A 19,317-nucleotide genomic window follows, 5' to 3' on the forward strand; every position below is an offset into this window, starting at 1 on the left:
CCCCGATTATTTCTTGATCGGTTTGCGCGGACCCTTACGGGTACGTGCGTTGGTCTTAGTACGCTGACCGCGCACTGGCAGACCACGACGATGACGCAAACCGCGATAGCAACCAAGATCCATCAGGCGCTTGATGCTCATGCTGATTTCACGGCGCAGATCACCTTCAACGACAAATTTGGCAACTTCGTCACGCAGCGTGTCGATTTGTTCTTCAGACAGCTCACTGATCTTAACATCTTCAGCGATACCCGCTGCAGCCAGAATGGCTTTAGAACGGGTCTTGCCGACGCCGTAGATCGAAGTTAATGCGATCACAGCATGTTTCTGATCAGGAATGTTAATGCCTGCTATACGGGCCACTATGCACTCCTACTATTTAATATGTACGCACCATGCTGAAAAGCCCGTTTTCAGGATACTCAAATGGAAACGTACAGACATACAAAAGATTGGCTGGCTAATCTAGCCAGCTCAACCCAACTTTGCAAGAAAAATATGCGAAATAATCAGCCTTGGCGCTGTTTATGCTTCGGCTCGGCACTGCAAATCACACGGATGACACCATCACGCTTAACGATTTTGCAGTTACGGCATAATTTCTTGACGGAAGCACGAACTTTCATTTTTACTCTCCGTAACTTCTCAGGCGACCAATTAGCGGCCGTAGCCTTTCAGGTTCGCCTTCTTCAATGCAGACTCATACTGACTGGACATCATCAGAGTTTGCACTTGAGCCATAAAGTCCATAATCACGACAACAACGATTAGCAGTGAGGTCCCACCGAAGTAGAACGGTACTTTCATTGCATCACGCATGAACTCCGGGATCAGGCAGATAAAAGTAATATAGAGCGCACCAACCAAAGTCAGGCGGGTCATTACTTTATCGATATACTTCGCCGTTTGCTCTCCCGGACGAATTCCTGGTACAAATGCACCGGACTTCTTCAGGTTATCTGCTGTTTCACGCGGGTTGAAGACCAACGCCGTGTAGAAGAAACAGAAGAAGATGATCGCAGACGCATAGAGTAACACATAAAGTGGTTGCCCAGGCTGCAAATACAGCGAAATTGTTGTCAGCCAGTTCCAACCAGTACCGCCCCCGAACCATGACGCGATGGTCGCCGGGAACAGAATAATACTGGAAGCGAAGATAGCCGGGATAACCCCCGCCATGTTCACTTTCAGCGGTAAATGTGTGCTCTGTGCAGCATAGACACGACGACCTTGCTGACGTTTAGCGTAGTTCACCACAATGCGGCGTTGACCACGTTCAACGAAGACAACAAAGAACGTCACTGCAAATACTAATACTGCAACCAACAGCAACAGGAGGAAGTGCAGGTCGCCTTGACGCGCTTGCTCGATAGTGTGGGCGATGGCTGGCGGGAGGCCCGCAACAATACCGGCGAAGATAATGATTGAGATACCGTTACCGATACCACGCTCAGTAATCTGTTCGCCGAGCCACATCAGGAACATTGTCCCTGTGACCAGACTTACAACAGCGGTGAAGTAGAATGCAAAGCCCGGGTTTAACACCAGGCCCTGCATACCAGGCATATTCGGCAGACCGGTAGCAATACCGATCGACTGGAATATTGCCAGCACCAGAGTACCGTAACGGGTGTACTGACTAATCTTACGACGTCCAGACTCCCCTTCTTTCTTCAACTCTGCCAGGGCCGGATGAACGACCGTCAGCAGCTGGATAATAATAGATGCCGAAATGTACGGCATAATACCCAATGCGAAGATAGAAGCACGGCTGAGAGCACCACCAGAGAACATGTTGAACATTTCAATGATGGTGCCTCGCTGTTGCTCAAGCAGTTTGGCAAGTACAGCGGCATCGATACCAGGGATCGGAATAAAAGAGCCAATACGGAACACAATCAGCGCGCCGATAACAAACAGCAGTCTGCGTTTCAGCTCGCCAAATCCACCTTTGGCACTTTGAAAATCTAATCCCGGTTGCTTAGCCATCTGCTACTTATTCCTCAATTTTACCGCCAGCAGCTTCGATAGCAGCACGAGCACCTTTAGTAACACGCAGGCCACGAACAGTTACCGGAGTAGAAACTTCACCAGCCAGGATCACTTTCGCGAACTCGATCTGGATACCGATAATGTTTGCTGCTTTCAGCGTGTTCAGGTCTACAACGCCGCCTTCAACTTTCGCCAGGTCAGACAGACGGATTTCCGCTGTGATCGCTGCTTTGCGAGAGGTGAAGCCGAACTTCGGCAGACGACGGTACAGTGGCATCTGGCCACCCTCGAAACCGCGACGTACGCCACCGCCAGAACGAGAGTTCTGACCTTTGTGACCACGACCACCGGTTTTGCCGAGGCCAGAACCGATACCACGACCCAGGCGTTTACCCGCCTTTTTAGAGCCTTCGGCCGGAGACAGAGTATTTAAACGCATCTCTTACTCCTCAACTTTAACCATGAAGTAAACCGCGTTGACCATACCACGAACAGCAGGAGTATCCTCGCGCTCAACGGTATGACCAATACGACGCAGACCCAGGCCAAGCAGCGTTGCCTTGTGTTTCGGCAGACGACCGATTGCACTGCGGGTTTGAGTGATTTTAATAGTCTTTGCCATGGTCAATTACCCCAGAATTTCTTCAACGGATTTACCACGCTTGGCAGCGACCATTTCTGGAGAATTCATATTTTCCAGGCCATCAATAGTTGCACGAACCACGTTGATCGGGTTGGTGGAACCATATGCTTTAGCCAGAACGTTATGAACCCCAGCAACTTCCAGAACGGCGCGCATTGCACCACCGGCGATGATACCGGTACCTTCTGAAGCTGGCTGCATGAATACACGAGAACCCGTGTGAACACCTTTAACTGGGTGCTGCAGGGTGCCGTTGTTCAGCGCGACGTTAATCATGTTGCGACGGGCTTTTTCCATCGCTTTCTGGATCGCTGCTGGAACTTCACGCGCTTTACCGTAACCAAAACCAACGCGACCGTTACCATCGCCTACTACAGTCAGAGCTGTGAAGGAGAAAATACGACCACCTTTAACGGTTTTAGATACGCGGTTTACCGCGATCAGCTTTTCCTGCAGTTCGCCAGCCTGTTTTTCGATGTGAGCCATCTTACACCTCTACCTTAGAACTGAAGGCCAGCTTCACGGGCAGCATCTGCCAGTGCCTGGACACGACCATGATATTGGAACCCGGAACGGTCAAAGGAAACATTGCTGATGCCTTTTTCCAGAGCGCGTTCAGCAACAGCTTTACCTACAGCTGCAGCGGCGTCTTTGTTACCGGTGTACTTCAATTGTTCTGAGATAGCTTTTTCTACAGTAGAAGCAGCTACCAGAACTTCAGAACCGTTCGGTGCAATTACCTGTGCGTAAATATGACGCGGGGTACGATGTACCACCAGGCGAGTTGCACCCAGCTCTTTGAGCTTGCGGCGTGCGCGGGTCGCACGACGGATACGAGCAGATTTCTTATCCATAGTGTTACCTTACTTCTTCTTAGCCTCTTTGGTACGCACGACTTCGTCGGCGTAACGAACACCCTTGCCTTTGTAAGGCTCAGGACGACGGTAGGCGCGCAGATCTGCTGCAACCTGACCGATCAGCTGTTTATCAGCGCCTTTCAGCACGATTTCAGTTTGAGTCGGGCATTCTGCAGTGATACCGGCCGGCAGCGGATGCTCAACAGGGTGTGAGAAGCCCAGAGACAGGCCTACTGCATTCCCTTTGATAGCTGCACGATAACCTACACCAACCAGCTGAAGCTTTTTAGTGAAGCCTTCGGTAACACCAACAACCATTGAGTTCAGCAGGGCACGCGCGGTACCAGCCTGAGCCCATCCATCCACGAAACCATCACGTGGACCGAAGGTCAGAGCGTTATCTGCATGTTTAACTTCAACAGCTTTGTTGAGGGTACGAGTCAGCTCGCCGTTTTTACCTTTGATCGTAATAACCTGACCGTCGATTTTTACATCAACGCCGGCAGGAATAACGACCGGTGCTTTAGCAACACGAGACATTCTTTCCTCCGATTAGGCTACGTAGCAGATAATTTCGCCACCAAGACCAGCCTGGCGCGCTGCACGATCAGTCATAACACCTTTAGAGGTAGAAACAACTGCGATACCAAGACCAGCCATAACTTTTGGCAGCTCATCTTTTTTCTTATAGATGCGCAGGCCTGGGCGGCTGACACGCTGAATGCTTTCTACAACAGCTTTACCCTGGAAATACTTGAGAGTAAGTTCCAGTTCCGGCTTGGTGTCGCCTTCAACTTTAAAATCTTCGATAAAACCTTCTTCCTTCAGCACGTTGGCAATTGCCACTTTCAGCTTGGCGGAAGGCATGGTGACCGCAACTTTGTTCGCGGCCTGACCGTTACGGATACGGGTCAGCATATCCGCGATCGGATCTTGCATGCTCATCTGTCTTTACTCCCGTGATTCAATTGGTAATTACCAGCTAGCCTTTTTCAAGCCTGGCACTTCACCGCGCATAGCGGCTTCACGCAGTTTGATACGGCTCAACCCAAACTTGCCCACATAACCATGTGGACGACCTGTTTGACGACAGCGGTTACGCTGACGAGACGGGCTGGAATCACGCGGCAGAGACTGCAGCTTGAGAACCGCATTCCAACGATCTTCGTCGGAAGCGTTCACATCAGAAATGATCGCTTTCAGTTCAGCGCGTTTAGCGAAGAATTTATCAGCTAAAGCTACGCGCTTTACTTCGCGTGCTTTCATTGATTGCTTAGCCATTCAGTAACCCTACCTTACTTGCGGAACGGGAAGTCAAAGGCAGCCAGCAGAGCACGGCCTTCTTCGTCAGATTTCGCAGTAGTGGTAATGGTAATATCCAAACCACGCACGCGGTCGACTTTATCGTAGTCGATTTCTGGGAAGATGATCTGCTCACGGACACCCATGCTGTAGTTACCACGACCGTCGAAAGACTTAGCGGACAAGCCACGGAAGTCACGGATACGTGGAACAGCAATAGTGATCAGGCGCTCAAAGAACTCCCACATGCGTTCGCCACGCAGAGTTACTTTACAGCCGATCGGATAGCCCTGACGGATTTTGAAGCCTGCAACAGATTTGCGTGCTTTGGTGATCAGCGGTTTTTGACCGGAGATTGCTGTCAGGTCAGCTGCTGCGTTATCCAGCAGTTTCTTGTCAGCGATCGCTTCACCAACACCCATGTTCAGGGTGATCTTCTCGACCCGAGGGACTTGCATGACAGAATTGTAGTTAAACTCGGTCATGAGTTTCTTAACTACTTCGTCTTTGTAGTAATCATGCAGTTTCGCCATCGTACTACTCCAAATTACTTGATAGTTTCGCTGTTAGACTTGAAGAAACGGACTTTTTTGCCGTCTTCGAATCTAAAGCCTACACGGTCAGCCTTGCCGGTAGCCGCATTGAAGATTGCAACGTTAGAAACCTGAATAGCAGCTTCTTTTTCAACGATGCCACCTGGTTGGTTCAGGGCCGGAACCGGCTTCTGATGTTTCTTAACCAGGTTGATACCTTCAACGACAAGTTTGCCGGAAGACAGAACATTTTTTACTTTACCGCGTTTACCTTTATCTTTACCGGTTAACACGATAACTTCGTCATCACGACGGATTTTCGCTGCCATGATTCGCTCCTTAGAGTACTTCTGGTGCCAGAGAGATAATTTTCATGAACTTCTCAGTACGAAGTTCACGAGTTACCGGCCCAAAGATACGCGTGCCGATAGGCTGCTCGCTGTTATTGTTTAAAATAACGCATGCATTACCATCGAAGCGAATGACAGAACCGTCAGGGCGACGAACACCCTTCTTGGTGCGCACCACTACCGCCTTCAGCACATCACCTTTTTTGACCTTACCACGTGGAATTGCTTCCTTGATGGTGATCTTGATGATGTCGCCTACGCCTGCGTAGCGACGGTGCGAGCCACCCAGAACCTTGATACACATTACGCGACGTGCACCGGAGTTGTCGGCGACGTTCAGCATAGTCTGTTCTTGGATCATTTTAGTGCTCCGCTAATGTCAACTACTACCTGAGACTCTAAAATCAGAGCCGTTAAAAAGCCCCATATCGAGGGCGCGGCATTATAACACCGCTTCTGCAATATGGGTAGAAAAAATAAACGGCTCATCGCTGAGCCGTTTATTCGTATTGAGAAGGCGTACTGTATTACAGAACCGCTTTCTCTACAACGCGAACCAGCGTCCAGGACTTAGTCTTGGACAGTGGACGGCATTCACGGATTTCAACCTTGTCGCCGATACCACATTCGTTGTTCTCGTCATGTACGTGCAGTTTGGTCGTACGCTTGATGAATTTACCGTAGATCGGGTGTTTCACAATACGTTCGATAGCTACAACAATGGATTTCTCCATTTTGTCGCTAACAACACGACCTTGCAGAGTACGGATTTTATCGGTCATTACGCACCCGCCTTCTGAGTCAGTAAAGTCTTAACGCGTGCAACATTGCGACGCACTTGCTTCAGCAGGTGAGTCTGTTGCAGCTGGCCACTTGCAGCCTGCATACGCAGGTTGAACTGCTCACGCAGCAGGTTCAGCAGCTCAGCGTTCAGCTCTTCAACGCTTTTTTCACGCAGCTCTTTTGCTTTCATTACATCACCGTCTTAGTTACAAAGGTGGTTTTGATAGGCAGTTTCGCTGCTGCCAGGCCGAAGGCTTCACGGGCCAGCTCTTCCGGAACACCGTCCATTTCATAAAGGACTTTGCCCGGTTGGATCAAGGCAACCCAGTACTCCACGTTACCTTTACCTTTACCCATACGAACTTCCAGCGGCTTCTCGGTGATCGGTTTGTCCGGGAATACACGGATCCAGATCTTACCTTGACGCTTAACTGCACGGGTCATTGCACGACGTGCTGCTTCGATCTGACGTGCAGTCAGACGACCACGGCCAACAGCTTTCAGACCGAAAGTGCCGAAGCTAACATCCGTACCCTGCGCCAGACCACGGTTGCGGCCTTTGTGCACTTTACGGAATTTTGTACGCTTTGGTTGTAACATCAGCGACGCTCCTTATTTACGGCCTTTACGCTGCTGCTTTTTAGGTTGAGCAGCCGGTTTTTCCGGTTGTTCAACAGCAGCCATACCACCCAGGATCTCACCTTTGAAGATCCATACCTTAACGCCGATTACACCGTAAGTGGTGTGCGCTTCAGAGGTGTTGTAGTCGATGTCAGCACGCAGAGTGTGCAGCGGTACGCGACCTTCACGGTACCATTCGGTACGTGCGATTTCCGCGCCGCCCAGACGGCCGCTAACTTCAACTTTGATACCTTTAGCGCCCAGACGCATTGCGTTCTGTACAGCACGCTTCATAGCACGACGGAACATAACACGACGTTCCAGCTGAGAAGTGATGCTGTCAGCAACCAATTTAGCGTCCAGTTCAGGCTTACGAACTTCAGCGATATTGATCTGTGCAGGAACGCCAGCGATATCCGCTACGACCTTGCGCAGTTTTTCTACGTCTTCGCCTTTCTTACCGATAACGATGCCAGGACGAGCAGTGTGAATAGTCACACGGATGCTCTTCGCTGGACGCTCGATAACGATACGAGATACAGACGCTTTAGCCAGTTCCTTAGTCAGGTACTGACGTACTTTAAAATCGCTGTCCAGGTTGTCAGCGAATTCTTTGGTGTTCGCAAACCAGGTAGAGTTCCATGGTTTTACAATACCCAGGCGAATACCATTAGGATGTACTTTCTGACCCATTGCTAGTCTCCAGAGTCTCAGCGATCGGACACAACCACAGTAATGTGGCTGGTGCGCTTCAGGATGCGATCTGCACGACCTTTCGCACGCGGCATAATGCGCTTCATGCTTGGGCCTTCATCTACGAAAATTTTCGCGACTTTCAGATCGTCGATGTCAGCGCCATCGTTGTGTTCAGCGTTAGCAATGGCAGATTCCAGTACTTTCTTGACCAATACCGCAGCTTTCTTGTTGGTATAGGTCAGGATGTCCAGGGCCTGCGACACTTTCTTACCGCGAATCAGGTCAGCAACAAGGCGAACCTTCTGTGCAGAAGAACGAGCATGGCGATGTTGAGCTAAAGTTTCCATCTCTTCCTCCTACCTTATTTCTTCTTCGCTTTTTTATCAGCAGCGTGGCCGCGATAAGTACGAGTCGGTGCGAATTCACCCAGTTTGTGACCAACCATTTCGTCGGTAACAAAGACTGGAACGTGCTGACGACCATTATGGACAGCGATGGTCAAACCGATCATGTTAGGAAAGATCGTTGAACGACGGGACCAAGTGCGCAGGGGCTTCTTGTCTCCGCTTTCCACCGCTTTCTCTACCTTCTTCAGCAAGTGCAGGTCAATAAAAGGACCTTTCTTGAGAGAACGTGGCATGGCTTATCCTCTAAAATTATTTGCTACGGCGACGTACGATAAATTTATCAGTACGCTTGTTGCTGCGGGTCTTCTTACCTTTGGTCTGAACGCCCCACGGAGATACCGGGTGCTTACCAAAGTTACGACCTTCACCACCACCATGTGGGTGGTCGACTGGGTTCATCGCAGTACCGCGAACGGTAGGACGAACACCACGCCAGCGTGCAGCACCTGCTTTACCCAGAACGCGCAGCATATGCTCAGCATTGCCAACTTCGCCCAGAGTAGCGCGGCAGTCTGCTTCGACTTTACGCATTTCACCAGAACGCAGACGCAGGGTGACATAAGCACCATCACGCGCAACGATCTGAACGTAAGTACCCGCGGAACGCGCCAGCTGACCGCCTTTACCTGGTTTCATTTCTACGTTATGAACGGTAGAACCAACCGGGATATTGCGCATCGGCAGGGTGTTGCCTGCTTTGATTGCAGCATCAACGCCAGACTGAATCTGGTCGCCAGCTTTCAGGCCTTTAGGGGCCAGGATGTAACGGCGTTCGCCATCTTTGTACAGAACCAGCGCGATGTTCGCGGAACGGTTCGGATCGTACTCAAGACGTTCAACAACTGCTGGGATACCGTCTTTGTTGCGTTTGAAGTCAACAATACGATAAGCCTGCTTGTGGCCACCACCGATGTGACGAGTGGTGATACGGCCATTGTTGTTACGACCACCGGATTTGCTGTTTTTTTCCAGCAACGGAGCAAAAGGTTTGCCCTTGTGCAGCTCAGGGTTAACCACTTTAACTACGTGGCGACGACCCGGAGATGTCGGTTTACATTTAACAACTGCCATTGTATTACTCCTCCGACTTACTCAGCGCCGCCAACGAAGTCCAGATTCTGGCCTTCTTTCAGGGTGACGTAAGCTTTTTTCCAGTCGCTACGACGACCGATACGCTGTCCGTGACGTTTAACTTTCCCTTTAACTACCAGGGTGTTAACGACTTCGACTTCGACTTCAAACAGTTTCTGCACAGCAGCTTTGATCTCTGCTTTGGTCGCGTCTTTAGCAACTTTGAGAACGATGGTGTTTGTTTTTTCCATCGCAGTAGACGCTTTTTCAGAAACGTGCGGTGCGCGAAGCACCTTCAGCAGACGTTCTTCACGAATCATGCCAGCATCTCCTCAACTTGCTTAACAGCATCAGCAGTCATTACGACTTTGTCGAAGGCGATCAGGCTAACCGGGTCGATACCAGTCGCATCGCGTACGTCAACCTTGTGCAGGTTACGTGCGGCCAGGAACAGGTTCTCGTCCAGCTCACCGGTGATGATCAGCACATCTTCCAGAGCCATGTCTTTCAGTTTCTGTGCCAGCAGCTTAGTTTTAGGCGCTTCAACAGAGAACTTCTCGACAACGATCAGACGATCCTGACGTACCAGTTCGGACAGGATGCTTTTCAGCGCGCCGCGGTACATCTTTTTGTTAACTTTTTGACTGTGGTCCTGTGGACGCGCAGCGAAGGTCACGCCACCTGAACGCCAGATCGGGCTCTTGATAGAACCTGAACGCGCACGGCCGGTACCTTTCTGGCGCCATGGCTTTTTGCCAGAACCAGTTACTTCAGCACGAGTCTTCTGAGCACGAGTACCCTGACGAGCACCAGCTGCATAAGCAACAACAACCTGGTGAACCAGCGCTTCGTTGAAATCACGACCGAAGGTAGTTTCGGAAACAGTCAGCGCGCTCTGCGCGTCTTTCAATACTAATTCCATTGCTATCCCCTTACGCCTTCACAGCTGGTTTAACGATCAGGTCGCTACCGGTTGCACCCGGGACCGCACCTTTAACCAGCAGCAGGTTGCGCTCAGCGTCAACACGTACTACGTCCAGGCTCTGAACGGTTACACGTTCGTTGCCCAGCTGACCTGCCATTTTCTTGCCTTTGAACACTTTGCCCGGAGTCTGGTTCTGACCGATAGAACCCGGAACGCGGTGAGACAAGGAGTTACCGTGGGTAGCGTCCTGGGTACGGAAGTTCCAGCGCTTAACGGTACCAGCAAAACCTTTACCTTTAGAGGTACCGGTTACGTCAACTTTTTTAACGTCAGCAAACAGCTCAACGCTAATGTCCTGACCTACGGTGAACTCTTCGCCTTCAGCAAGACGGAATTCCCACAGACCACGGCCAGCTTCTACGCCAGCTTTAGCGAAGTGACCCGCTTCTGGTTTGGTTACACGGTTAGCTTTTTTAGCACCAGTGGTAACCTGAATAGCGCGGTAGCCATCGTTAGCCAGATCTTTAACCTGAGTAACGCGGTTTGCTTCAACTTCGATTACGGTTACTGGGATAGAAACGCCATCTTCAGTGAAGATGCGGGTCATACCCACTTTTTTACCGACTAAACCAATCATTGTTTCAACCTCTCAATCGCTCGATGACCTGATTAACCCAGGCTGATCTGCACGTCTACACCGGCAGCCAGATCCAGACGCATCAGAGCATCAACGGTTTTCTCAGTTGGCTCAACGATGTCAACCAGACGCTTGTGAGTGCGGATTTCGTACTGATCGCGCGCGTCTTTGTTAACGTGCGGAGAGATCAGAACGGTGAAGCGCTCTTTGCGGGTCGGCAGCGGGATCGGACCACGGACTTGCGCACCAGTGCGCTTAGCAGTCTCGACGATTTCCGCGGTTGATTGATCGATCAGACGATGATCAAACGCTTTAAGGCGGATACGGATTCTTTGGTTCTGCATGAGACCAGAGCTCCAATTATTTTATAAACGAAAATGATTACTCCTCAAACCCATTACGATTGATGGGAGAGTGTAACCGTTCTTACGTAGCTCCCCAATTGGGAGCATTGTTGAGTAACAAAATGAGCTACTCTGGTTCTGATTGAACCCGCCGTCAATTACGACAAGCCCGCGCATTATACGTAAATCTGGGCAAGACGCAAGTGCCGTTTAGAAATTAAGCGCCAATGTCGCAGGGTGCGTAAGAGCGCGCAACGTTTAATGCAATGTATTCTGCGGCGATGCTTTGTTTCGAGCCGCTACGCATCTCCGTTTTTTGTGCATTGCCGGACAGGCCGATTATAACGACTATGCGCTCAAACCCGTTTGAGGCCTTTTACATGCTAACCACCCTCCCCTTTCTGCTGATCTATCTTTCACTGACTGCCTTACTGGTACATGCCGATATTCGCTACGGTCTGCTTCCCGATAAATTTCTCTGCCCGCTGCTATGGGCGGGGCTGCTCTTCCAGCTCTGTATCCAACCTGATTTTCTGCCGAGCGCAGTGGCGGGTGCGATGGCTGGATATATTGGCTTTGCCGTTATTTACTGGGGCTACTGGTTTATCTGCCGGCGTGAAGGCATGGGATATGGCGATGTGAAATACCTGGCAGCGCTTGGTGCATGGCATGGCTGGTGCGTACTTCCAATGCTGGCGTTACTCGCGGCGCTGATGGCGCTTCTCTGCATACTTGTCTTTTCGTTAATCCGCCCTGATAAGAAGGCAATAAAAAACCCGCTGCCTTTTGGGCCATTTCTGGCAGCAGCGGGTTTATGCGTAGGCTGGAAGACGTTGCTTATTCTTCCACTTTAATCTGTGACTGAAGATAGTTTTGCAGGCCAATTTTAGCAATGAGATCCAGCTCTGTTTCCAGCCAGTCAATATGCCCTTCTTCATCGGCCAGGATCTGGATCATCATATCGCGGCTGACGTAGTCATGTACGCTGTCAGCATAGGCAATGGCTTCACGGAGATCTTTAGCGCCTTCAAGTTCCAGCCTGAGGTCGGAACGCAGCATCTCTTCGACATCTTCTCCGATACCCAGCTTGCCGAGATCCTGCAGGTTTGGAATGCCTTCAAGGAATAAAATACGCTCGATATATTTATCAGCGTGTTTCATCTCATCTATAGATTCATGGTACTCAACGTCGTTTAAACGTTTGAGTCCCCAGTTTTTGAACATTCTCGCGTGAAGAAAATACTGGTTGATTGCGACTAGCTCATTTCCCAATAATTTATTGAGATAACTTATGATTTTAACATCACCTTTCATTATATAGTCCCTCCGCTTCCACTCATTGAAGCGTAGATCGGGCTACAGGGATGTCAAAAAAAAGATGGGCGCTTACGCGATCTCTTTGTATTCCGGGATCTGCATCAGTTCGTCCTGCATGATCTCTCGCGCAGCACGTACACATTTACCGCATTGATTTCCCACCGGAACAAATTTGCGAAGCTGCTGGAATGACTGGGGCTGAAACTGGCGAACGGCCTGACGTATTTTTTTGTCGCTTACACCATTACATAAACAAACGTACATAGAAACTCCCGTTCAAATTATGCGCAAAGTGTAAGTGAGAATGGTTATGATTACAATAGCACAAACGCCAGAATGCGGGGCGGGAGCAGGCAAAAAATGCGAAATTTTGTGACAACGCCTGAGCGGCAGAAAACAAAAAAGGACGCCGAAGCGTCCTTTTTTTATTCGGGGATAATTAATTAGCCCAGAACTTTAGCAACAACGCCCGCGCCAACGGTACGGCCGCCTTCACGGATTGCGAAACGCAGACCGTCGTCCATCGCGATTGGGTGGATCAGCGTCACAACCATCTTGATGTTGTCGCCTGGCATTACCATCTCAACGCCTTCTGGCAGTTCGATGGTACCGGTCACGTCAGTAGTACGGAAGTAGAACTGTGGACGGTAGCCTTTGAAGAACGGAGTATGACGGCCGCCTTCGTCTTTGGACAGGATGTACACTTCAGATTCGAACTTGGTGTGTGGCTTGATTGAGCCTGGCTTAGCCAGAACCTGACCACGTTCGATTTCTTCACGTTTGATACCACGCAGCAGAACACCAACGTTCTCACCAGCACGGCCTTCGTCCAGCAGTTTGCGGAACATTTCAACGCCAGTACAGGTAGACTTCGCAGTCTCTTTGATACCAACGATTTCAACTTCTTCACCAACTTTGATGATACCGCGCTCTACACGACCGGTAACAACGGTACCACGACCGGAGATGGAGAATACGTCTTCGATTGGCAGCAGGAATGGCTTGTCAATCGCACGCTCTGGTTCTGGGATGTAAGAATCCAGGAAGCCAGCCAGTTCGATGATTTTCGCTTCCCACTCAGCTTCGCCTTCCAGCGCTTTCAGAGCAGAACCACGAACGATTGGGGTATCGTCGCCTGGGAAATCGTACTGAGACAGCAGTTCACGAACTTCCATCTCTACCAGTTCCAGCAGCTCTTCGTCATCAACCATGTCGCATTTGTTCAGGAACACGATGATGAAAGGAACGCCTACCTGACGACCCAGCAGGATGTGCTCACGAGTCTGAGGCATTGGGCCGTCAGTCGCAGCAACAACCAGGATCGCGCCGTCCATCTGCGCAGCACCGGTGATCATGTTTTTAACATAGTCGGCGTGGCCTGGGCAGTCTACGTGTGCGTAGTGGCGAGTCGGGGTGTCATACTCAACGTGGGAAGTGTTGATGGTGATACCACGAGCTTTTTCTTCTGGTGCGTTATCGATCTGGTCGAATGCACGAGCAGAACCACCGTAGGTTTTAGCCAGAACGGTAGTGATTGCAGCAGTCAGGGTAGTTTTACCATGGTCAACGTGGCCGATAGTACCAACGTTGACGTGCGGTTTTGTACGTTCAAATTTTTCTTTAGACACGGCTATATTCCTTACTATAGTGCTCTCCCCTGTGGAGAGAGCACGGGACTTAGGTTTTAATCCTGTGGATTACTTACCACGGGCTTCAATAACGGCCTGAGCAACGTTGTTAGGCGCATCATCATACTTCAGGAATTCCATGGTGTATGATGCACGACCTTTGGTCAGAGAACGCAGCTGAGTTGCATATCCGAACATTTCAGACAGCGGAACTTCAGCGTGGATCTTAACGCCAGTTACTTCGGATTCCTGACCACGCAGCATACCGCGACGACGGCTCAAGTCACCGATAACGTCACCGGTGTTCTCTTCAGGAGTTTCTACTTCAACCTTCATGATTGGCTCAAGCAGAACTGGTTTTGCTTTCTTAAAGCCTTCTTTAAAGGCAATAGACGCAGCCAGTTTAAACGCCAGTTCAGAGGAGTCAACGTCGTGGTAAGAACCGAAGTGCAGACGAACACCCATGTCAACAACCGGATAGCCAGCCAGAGGGCCCGCTTTCAGCTGTTCCTGAATGCCTTTATCAACGGCTGGGATGTATTCGCCAGGAATTACACCACCTTTGATGTCGTTGATGAACTCGTAACCTTTCGGGTTAGAGCCCGGCTCCAGTGGGTACATGTCGATCACAACGTGACCGTACTGACCGCGACCACCAGACTGCTTAGCGTGTTTACCTTCAATGTCGGTAACTTTCGCGCGAATCGCTTCGCGGTAAGCAACCTGAGGTTTACCCACGTTCGCTTCAACGTTGAATTCACGCTTCATACGGTCAACGATGATGTCCAGGTGCAGTTCACCCATACCAGCGATGATGGTCTGGTTAGATTCTTCATCAGTCCATACGCGGAATGATGGGTCTTCTTTCGCCAGACGGCCCAGAGCCAGACCCATTTTTTCCTGGTCAGCTTTGGTTTTTGGTTCAACTGCGATGGAGATTACCGGCTCTGGGAATTCCATACGCTCCAGAATGATCGGGTGATCCGGGTCACACAGGGTGTCACCAGTGGTCACGTCTTTCAGACCGATAGCTGCAGCGATGTCGCCCGCACGAACTTCTTTGATCTCTTCACGTTTGTTAGCGTGCATCTGTACGATACGGCCAAAACGCTCACGCGCCGCTTTCACGGAGTTCAGGATGGTGTCACCGGAGTTAACCACACCAGAGTAAACGCGGAAGAAGGTCAGGTTACCCACGAATGGGTCGGTAGCAATTTTGAACGCCAGTGCAGAGAATGGCTCTTCGTCGCTTGCGTGACGCTCAGCCGGGGTATCTTTACCGTCGTCCAGGATGCCGTTGATCGCTGGAACGTCAACTGGGGATGGCAGGTAGTCAACTACCGCATCCAGCATCGCCTGAACACCTTTGTTCTTGAACGCAGAACCACAGGTTACCAGGATGATTTCGTTGTTCAGAACGCGCTGACGCAGAGCTTTTTTGATCTCTTCTTCAGTCAGTTCTTCACCACCCAGGTATTTCTCCATCAGCTCTTCAGAAGCTTCAGCAGCGGATTCGATCAGGTTCTGGTGCCATTCGTCAGCCAGGTCCTGCATTGCAGCTGGGATATCTTCGTATTCGAAGGTAACGCCCTGGTCTGCATCGTTCCAGTTGATGGCTTTCATTTTCACCAGGTCGATAACGCCGGTGAAGCCTTCTTCAGCACCAATTGCCAGCTGCAGCGGAACAGGGTTCGCGCCCAGACGGGTTTTGATCTGACCAACAACTTTCAGGAAGTTAGCACCCATACGGTCCATTTTGTTAACGAACGCGATGCGTGGAACTTTATATTTGTTCGCCTGACGCCATACGGTTTCAGACTGTGGCTGAACACCACCAACTGCGCAATAAACCATTACCGCGCCGTCAAGAACACGCATGGAACGTTCTACTTCGATGGTGAAGTCAACGTGCCCTGGGGTGTCGATGATGTTTACGCGATGCGGTTCGTACTGCTTAGCCATACCTGACCAGAATGCAGTAGTCGCTGCGGAGGTGATAGTGATACCACGCTCCTGCTCCTGTTCCATCCAGTCCATGGTGGCTGCGCCGTCATGAACTTCACCGATTTTGTGGTTTACACCGGTGTAGAACAGAATACGTTCGGTAGTAGTGGTTTTACCGGCGTCGATGTGCGCACTGATACCGATGTTACGGTAGCGTGCGATGGGTGTTGTACGAGCCATTTGATTCCTCGTTTATATCTTTAGGCGTTCAGTTAAGTTACCCAGAGCGGGCGGCTTCTCTGAAGCGCCCGCCTGGTGACTAAGACTCCGAAGGGATTACCAACGGTAGTGTGCGAACGCCTTGTTGGCTTCTGCCATACGGTGAACGTCTTCACGTTTCTTAACTGCAGTACCTTTGTTGTCTGCAGCATCAGAAAGTTCGTTCGCCAGACGCAGAGCCATGGATTTATCACCGCGTTTACGAGCAGCTTCAACGATCCAACGCATTGCCAGGGCATTACGACGAACCGGACGAACTTCAACTGGAACCTGATAAGTAGAACCACCAACGCGGCGGGACTTAACTTCTACAGTTGGGCGAACGTTGTCGAGAGCGACTTCGAAAGCTTCCAGTTCATTTTTACCAGAACGCTGAGCCAGGGTCTCAAGCGCGCTGTATACGATTGCTTCTGCAGTAGATTTTTTACCATCTACCATCAGGATATTGACAAATTTTGCCAGCAGTTCTGATCCGAATTTCGGATCTGGAAGAATTTTACGCTGACCAATGACGCGACGACGTGGCATGGGAATACTCCGTTGTTAATTCAGGATTGTCCAAAACTCAAAGAGTTTAGTGTGACATTAAGATAAATCAGTTTGGCCTTACTTAACGGAGAACCATTAAGCCTTAGGACGCTTCACGCCGTACTTGGAGCGAGCCTGCTTACGGTCTTTAACACCTGAGCAGTCCAGCGCACCACGAACGGTGTGGTAACGAACACCCGGAAGGTCTTTAACACGACCGCCACGGATCAGGATCACGGAGTGCTCCTGCAGGTTGTGACCTTCACCACCGATGTAGGAAGTCACTTCGAAACCGTTAGTCAAACGCACACGGCATACTTTACGCAGTGCGGAGTTTGGTTTTTTAGGAGTGGTGGTATATACACGAGTACATACACCACGTTTCTGCGGGCAGGCTTCCAGCGCAGGCACGTTGCTTTTCGCAACTTTGCGTGCACGTGGTTTGCGTACCAGCTGGTTAACTGTTGCCATTAAATAGCTCCTGGTTTTAGCTTTTGCTTCGTAAACACGTAATAAAACGACCTCATACAATATGAGGACGCGAAATTTTAGGGCTACGTCGAAAAGGTGTCAAGAAATATACAGCGATCTCAAATCACCAGTTCATTTGACTGGCGTGCGTCACAGTAAGATTGACGAAATCAGTATAGCCAACCACGTCAATTTTGGCTGAAATTTGACCAGAAAGACCCCGCGCATCCAGATCGTCTTTCAGCGCAGAGACTGTTATGGGGGCATTAGTGAGAATTTCAACGAAACGACTGCCTTCAAGTGCGGCAAGCACGCCGTCCTGAATCAGCAGCAGATCATCACCGTCGCGCAGCATACTCAGTAACGCGTCGATGTCACATTGCCATGGTGAATGGCTCAGAGTATGGAGCATGGCAGCCTCAGAAAGTCAGAACGGTGTCGTAGTGGGAAAAGTGTTCGCGCAATGCCGCAGAAGACAGGACGGTCACATCCAGCACGAAAGGCGTCTTCTCATCCAAACCGCGAGCGGCCAGCGAGTCGGCGCAGACATACAGGGTTTCAATGTCGTACAGCGGCAACACTTTGAAGGTCGCGATGTAATCCCGCGCCAGAATGGCCTGTGGCTGCTGACCCGCCAGAAGCTGAAACACCCCGTCCCCCAAAAAGAAGACGCCGATATCTTCGGTCAGCGCGGACGTCGCAAGTAACGCATCCAGCCCTTCGCGGCCGGAAGCGCTGCCGTGCGGCGCAGACGTAAACACAAATGCCACGCGCTTCATCAGAATTGCACCACTCTGTCGCAGGTTAACGCCGCCTGTGCCAGCGCACCCAGGCCACTTAACGAAAAACCGGGCTGCAGGTTAGAACCCGATAAACCAAGACGCGCGGCTTCGGTTGCATCTGTCACGCCGCGGCGCAGTGCTGCCGCGACGCAGATATGCAGTTCTACGCCCTGCTTTTCGTTTAGTGCCTGCCAGCCGCGCACCACGTCAAACTCATCGCTCGCCGGTGACGTAAACTGGTTCGCGTTATACACCCCTTCCCGATAGAAGAAGACACTCGCCAGCTCATGTCCGGCTGCCAGCAGCGCATGCGCAAACTGCAGCGCGCTGCTGGCCTGCTGAGTCCCGTACGCCGGGCCGGTCACCATTAACGCAAAACGCATTACTTGTCTTGTCCCAGGAAATCACCGCTTTTGAACTGGCGAATATAGAGATAGACCGTGTGCTTGGAGATGTTCAGACGATCGGCCACCTGGTTGATGGCGTCTTTAATATCAAAAATCCCTTTTTCATAGAGATTGAGCACGATCTGACGATTCTTGGCGTTGTTCGAGACGTTGCGGTCGGCATTCACCTCTTCAATAGTGAACTCCAGCGTCTGCGTCACAAGATCTTCGACGGAAGAGGCAAAGTTAACAGAAGAGCCAACATCCGGCGTTTCGGGTGGAACAAAGGTGCTCATGATCTGCGAGAATGGCACATCAAGGTTCATGTTGATGCACAGCAGCCCAATCACGCGATGCTCGCGGTTTCGAATCGCGATGGTTTCTGACTTCATCAGCACGCCGCTTTTGGCGCGGGTGAAATAGCATTTGGAGACGCTGCTGTCCGCGCCGGTCATGTCATGCAACATACGCAATGCAAGGTCGGTAATTGGCGAACCAATTTTACGGCCAGTATGCTCACCATTCGCAATGCGGATGGCGGAACACTTCAGATCTTGCAGGGAGTGCAATACGATTTCGCAGTGGGAGCCAATGAGCATCGCTAACCCGTCCACTACCGCTTCATAGGATTTCAGAATATCGAAGTCGGTCTGATCGAAAGGACGTTGATCCAGTAAATCAAGTTCACTGGTTTCGTTGGTTAAAAGCGACCTGGACATGAAAAAAACACTCCTTTTCAGGAGCCTGTCGTTAGGTTTTCAGGGCAGGCTCATTATCTACACGGACAACTAAATTAATACAGCGTGCCTAACGCTTTCCAG

35 protein-coding genes are annotated in these 19,317 nt (G+C 50.6%); 1 reads left to right on the forward strand and 34 read right to left on the reverse strand.

The window, feature by feature from the left end:
- Positions 1-6: 6 nt before the first annotated feature.
- The 24 genes from rpsM to rpsJ all read right to left on the reverse strand — a co-directional run bounded on the left by rpsM (position 7) and on the right by rpsJ (position 11,161).
- A complete protein-coding gene (gene rpsM, locus ABFV38_RS20115) occupies positions 7-363 on the reverse strand; it encodes a 30S ribosomal protein S13 (protein WP_003863308.1) in 357 nt (118 codons plus the stop codon).
- Between the two features lie 146 nt (positions 364-509).
- On the reverse strand, positions 510-626 hold the full coding sequence (rpmJ, locus tag ABFV38_RS20120) for a 50S ribosomal protein L36 (RefSeq protein ID WP_000868187.1): 117 nt from the start codon (positions 624-626) through the stop codon (positions 510-512).
- A gap of 31 nt (positions 627-657) precedes the next feature.
- Positions 658-1,989 carry a preprotein translocase subunit SecY gene (gene secY, locus ABFV38_RS20125; RefSeq protein ID WP_003863305.1) on the reverse strand — a complete coding sequence of 444 codons (1,332 nt, stop codon included), beginning with the start codon at positions 1,987-1,989 and terminating at the stop codon, positions 658-660.
- A 7-nt stretch (positions 1,990-1,996) separates the two neighbouring features.
- Positions 1,997-2,431, reverse strand: coding sequence for a 50S ribosomal protein L15 (gene rplO / locus ABFV38_RS20130; protein WP_003863304.1), 435 nt, complete (start codon positions 2,429-2,431; stop codon positions 1,997-1,999).
- A gap of 3 nt (positions 2,432-2,434) precedes the next feature.
- Positions 2,435-2,614, reverse strand: a complete 180-nt coding sequence (rpmD, locus tag ABFV38_RS20135; protein WP_003863301.1) for a 50S ribosomal protein L30 — start codon at positions 2,612-2,614, stop codon at positions 2,435-2,437.
- Between the two features lie 6 nt (positions 2,615-2,620).
- Positions 2,621-3,121, reverse strand: coding sequence for a 30S ribosomal protein S5 (rpsE, locus tag ABFV38_RS20140; protein WP_003863299.1), 501 nt, complete (start codon positions 3,119-3,121; stop codon positions 2,621-2,623).
- A 14-nt stretch (positions 3,122-3,135) separates the two neighbouring features.
- Positions 3,136-3,489, reverse strand: coding sequence for a 50S ribosomal protein L18 (gene rplR / locus ABFV38_RS20145; RefSeq protein ID WP_003863297.1), 354 nt, complete (start codon positions 3,487-3,489; stop codon positions 3,136-3,138).
- 9 nt (positions 3,490-3,498) lie between these two features.
- On the reverse strand, positions 3,499-4,032 hold the full coding sequence (gene rplF / locus ABFV38_RS20150; RefSeq protein ID WP_003863296.1) for a 50S ribosomal protein L6: 534 nt from the start codon (positions 4,030-4,032) through the stop codon (positions 3,499-3,501).
- A 12-nt stretch (positions 4,033-4,044) separates the two neighbouring features.
- Positions 4,045-4,437: a 30S ribosomal protein S8 gene (gene rpsH / locus ABFV38_RS20155; RefSeq protein ID WP_006178918.1), complete on the reverse strand. Its 393-nt coding sequence runs from the start codon at positions 4,435-4,437 to the stop codon at positions 4,045-4,047.
- A 30-nt stretch (positions 4,438-4,467) separates the two neighbouring features.
- Positions 4,468-4,773 carry a 30S ribosomal protein S14 gene (rpsN, locus tag ABFV38_RS20160; protein ID WP_003863291.1) on the reverse strand — a complete coding sequence of 102 codons (306 nt, stop codon included), beginning with the start codon at positions 4,771-4,773 and terminating at the stop codon, positions 4,468-4,470.
- 14 nt (positions 4,774-4,787) lie between these two features.
- Positions 4,788-5,327 (reverse strand): 50S ribosomal protein L5, encoded by a 540-nt coding sequence (gene rplE, locus ABFV38_RS20165; RefSeq protein WP_001096202.1) that lies wholly within the window; start codon positions 5,325-5,327, stop codon positions 4,788-4,790.
- 14 nt (positions 5,328-5,341) lie between these two features.
- On the reverse strand, positions 5,342-5,656 hold the full coding sequence (gene rplX / locus ABFV38_RS20170) for a 50S ribosomal protein L24 (protein WP_003863287.1): 315 nt from the start codon (positions 5,654-5,656) through the stop codon (positions 5,342-5,344).
- A 10-nt stretch (positions 5,657-5,666) separates the two neighbouring features.
- On the reverse strand, positions 5,667-6,038 hold the full coding sequence (rplN, locus tag ABFV38_RS20175) for a 50S ribosomal protein L14 (RefSeq protein WP_002919748.1): 372 nt from the start codon (positions 6,036-6,038) through the stop codon (positions 5,667-5,669).
- Positions 6,039-6,204: 166 nt separating this feature from the next.
- Positions 6,205-6,459 (reverse strand): 30S ribosomal protein S17, encoded by a 255-nt coding sequence (gene rpsQ, locus ABFV38_RS20180; RefSeq protein ID WP_008503489.1) that lies wholly within the window; start codon positions 6,457-6,459, stop codon positions 6,205-6,207.
- Positions 6,459-6,650: a 50S ribosomal protein L29 gene (rpmC, locus tag ABFV38_RS20185; RefSeq protein ID WP_003863282.1), complete on the reverse strand. Its 192-nt coding sequence runs from the start codon at positions 6,648-6,650 to the stop codon at positions 6,459-6,461. Before rpmC ends, rpsQ begins: the two co-directional genes overlap by 1 nt.
- On the reverse strand, positions 6,650-7,060 hold the full coding sequence (gene rplP / locus ABFV38_RS20190; protein WP_002919759.1) for a 50S ribosomal protein L16: 411 nt from the start codon (positions 7,058-7,060) through the stop codon (positions 6,650-6,652). Before rplP ends, rpmC begins: the two co-directional genes overlap by 1 nt.
- Before the next feature lie 12 nt (positions 7,061-7,072).
- Entirely contained in the window at positions 7,073-7,774 is a 702-nt protein-coding gene (rpsC, locus tag ABFV38_RS20195) for a 30S ribosomal protein S3 (protein WP_000529945.1), read from the reverse strand.
- Between the two features lie 17 nt (positions 7,775-7,791).
- On the reverse strand, positions 7,792-8,124 hold the full coding sequence (gene rplV, locus ABFV38_RS20200; RefSeq protein WP_002919773.1) for a 50S ribosomal protein L22: 333 nt from the start codon (positions 8,122-8,124) through the stop codon (positions 7,792-7,794).
- 14 nt (positions 8,125-8,138) lie between these two features.
- Positions 8,139-8,417: a 30S ribosomal protein S19 gene (rpsS, locus tag ABFV38_RS20205; protein WP_001138117.1), complete on the reverse strand. Its 279-nt coding sequence runs from the start codon at positions 8,415-8,417 to the stop codon at positions 8,139-8,141.
- A gap of 16 nt (positions 8,418-8,433) precedes the next feature.
- Complete coding sequence (rplB, locus tag ABFV38_RS20210) at positions 8,434-9,255, reverse strand: 50S ribosomal protein L2 (RefSeq protein WP_008457150.1); 822 nt, start codon at positions 9,253-9,255, stop codon at positions 8,434-8,436.
- Between the two features lie 17 nt (positions 9,256-9,272).
- Entirely contained in the window at positions 9,273-9,575 is a 303-nt protein-coding gene (gene rplW, locus ABFV38_RS20215) for a 50S ribosomal protein L23 (protein WP_000617546.1), read from the reverse strand.
- Positions 9,572-10,177 (reverse strand): 50S ribosomal protein L4, encoded by a 606-nt coding sequence (rplD, locus tag ABFV38_RS20220; RefSeq protein ID WP_000424395.1) that lies wholly within the window; start codon positions 10,175-10,177, stop codon positions 9,572-9,574. The genes rplW and rplD overlap by 4 nt, the downstream gene beginning before the upstream one ends.
- Positions 10,178-10,187: 10 nt before the next feature.
- A complete protein-coding gene (rplC, locus tag ABFV38_RS20225; RefSeq protein WP_003863274.1) occupies positions 10,188-10,817 on the reverse strand; it encodes a 50S ribosomal protein L3 in 630 nt (209 codons plus the stop codon).
- Positions 10,818-10,849: 32 nt separating this feature from the next.
- On the reverse strand, positions 10,850-11,161 hold the full coding sequence (gene rpsJ / locus ABFV38_RS20230) for a 30S ribosomal protein S10 (RefSeq protein ID WP_001181005.1): 312 nt from the start codon (positions 11,159-11,161) through the stop codon (positions 10,850-10,852).
- A gap of 380 nt (positions 11,162-11,541) precedes the next feature.
- Here rpsJ and ABFV38_RS20235 point away from each other — a divergent pair, with 380 nt between their 5' ends.
- Positions 11,542-12,015: an A24 family peptidase gene (locus tag ABFV38_RS20235; RefSeq protein WP_235404446.1), complete on the forward strand. Its 474-nt coding sequence runs from the start codon at positions 11,542-11,544 to the stop codon at positions 12,013-12,015.
- Here the strand turns inward: ABFV38_RS20235 and bfr are convergent.
- The 10 genes from bfr to ABFV38_RS20285 all read right to left on the reverse strand — a co-directional run bounded on the left by bfr (position 11,999) and on the right by ABFV38_RS20285 (position 19,215).
- Positions 11,999-12,475, reverse strand: a complete 477-nt coding sequence (bfr, locus tag ABFV38_RS20240) for a bacterioferritin (RefSeq protein ID WP_008503492.1) — start codon at positions 12,473-12,475, stop codon at positions 11,999-12,001. The genes ABFV38_RS20235 and bfr overlap by 17 nt on opposite strands.
- Positions 12,476-12,547: 72 nt before the next feature.
- Positions 12,548-12,742: a bacterioferritin-associated ferredoxin gene (gene bfd / locus ABFV38_RS20245; protein ID WP_008503493.1), complete on the reverse strand. Its 195-nt coding sequence runs from the start codon at positions 12,740-12,742 to the stop codon at positions 12,548-12,550.
- A 179-nt stretch (positions 12,743-12,921) separates the two neighbouring features.
- Entirely contained in the window at positions 12,922-14,106 is a 1,185-nt protein-coding gene (tuf, locus tag ABFV38_RS20250; protein ID WP_014068448.1) for an elongation factor Tu, read from the reverse strand.
- A 69-nt stretch (positions 14,107-14,175) separates the two neighbouring features.
- Positions 14,176-16,290, reverse strand: a complete 2,115-nt coding sequence (fusA, locus tag ABFV38_RS20255) for an elongation factor G (RefSeq protein WP_008503004.1) — start codon at positions 16,288-16,290, stop codon at positions 14,176-14,178.
- 96 nt (positions 16,291-16,386) lie between these two features.
- Positions 16,387-16,857, reverse strand: a complete 471-nt coding sequence (gene rpsG / locus ABFV38_RS20260; RefSeq protein WP_004106370.1) for a 30S ribosomal protein S7 — start codon at positions 16,855-16,857, stop codon at positions 16,387-16,389.
- 96 nt (positions 16,858-16,953) lie between these two features.
- Positions 16,954-17,328, reverse strand: a complete 375-nt coding sequence (rpsL, locus tag ABFV38_RS20265) for a 30S ribosomal protein S12 (protein WP_000246815.1) — start codon at positions 17,326-17,328, stop codon at positions 16,954-16,956.
- Between the two features lie 124 nt (positions 17,329-17,452).
- Positions 17,453-17,740 (reverse strand): sulfurtransferase complex subunit TusB, encoded by a 288-nt coding sequence (tusB, locus tag ABFV38_RS20270; RefSeq protein WP_045909310.1) that lies wholly within the window; start codon positions 17,738-17,740, stop codon positions 17,453-17,455.
- A 7-nt stretch (positions 17,741-17,747) separates the two neighbouring features.
- On the reverse strand, positions 17,748-18,107 hold the full coding sequence (gene tusC, locus ABFV38_RS20275) for a sulfurtransferase complex subunit TusC (RefSeq protein ID WP_235403451.1): 360 nt from the start codon (positions 18,105-18,107) through the stop codon (positions 17,748-17,750).
- Positions 18,107-18,493 (reverse strand): sulfurtransferase complex subunit TusD, encoded by a 387-nt coding sequence (gene tusD / locus ABFV38_RS20280; RefSeq protein ID WP_023294706.1) that lies wholly within the window; start codon positions 18,491-18,493, stop codon positions 18,107-18,109. The genes tusC and tusD overlap by 1 nt, the downstream gene beginning before the upstream one ends.
- The gene (locus ABFV38_RS20285; protein ID WP_045330517.1) at positions 18,493-19,215 is read right to left on the reverse strand and encodes a transcriptional regulator; all 723 of its coding nucleotides are present in this window, start codon (positions 19,213-19,215) and stop codon (positions 18,493-18,495) included. Before ABFV38_RS20285 ends, tusD begins: the two co-directional genes overlap by 1 nt.
- Positions 19,216-19,317: the final 102 nt, after the last annotated feature.

This window comes from Enterobacter cloacae complex sp. Mu1197, assembly GCF_040059225.1.
GTDB classification, from domain to species: Bacteria; Pseudomonadota; Gammaproteobacteria; order Enterobacterales; family Enterobacteriaceae; genus Enterobacter; species Enterobacter quasiroggenkampii.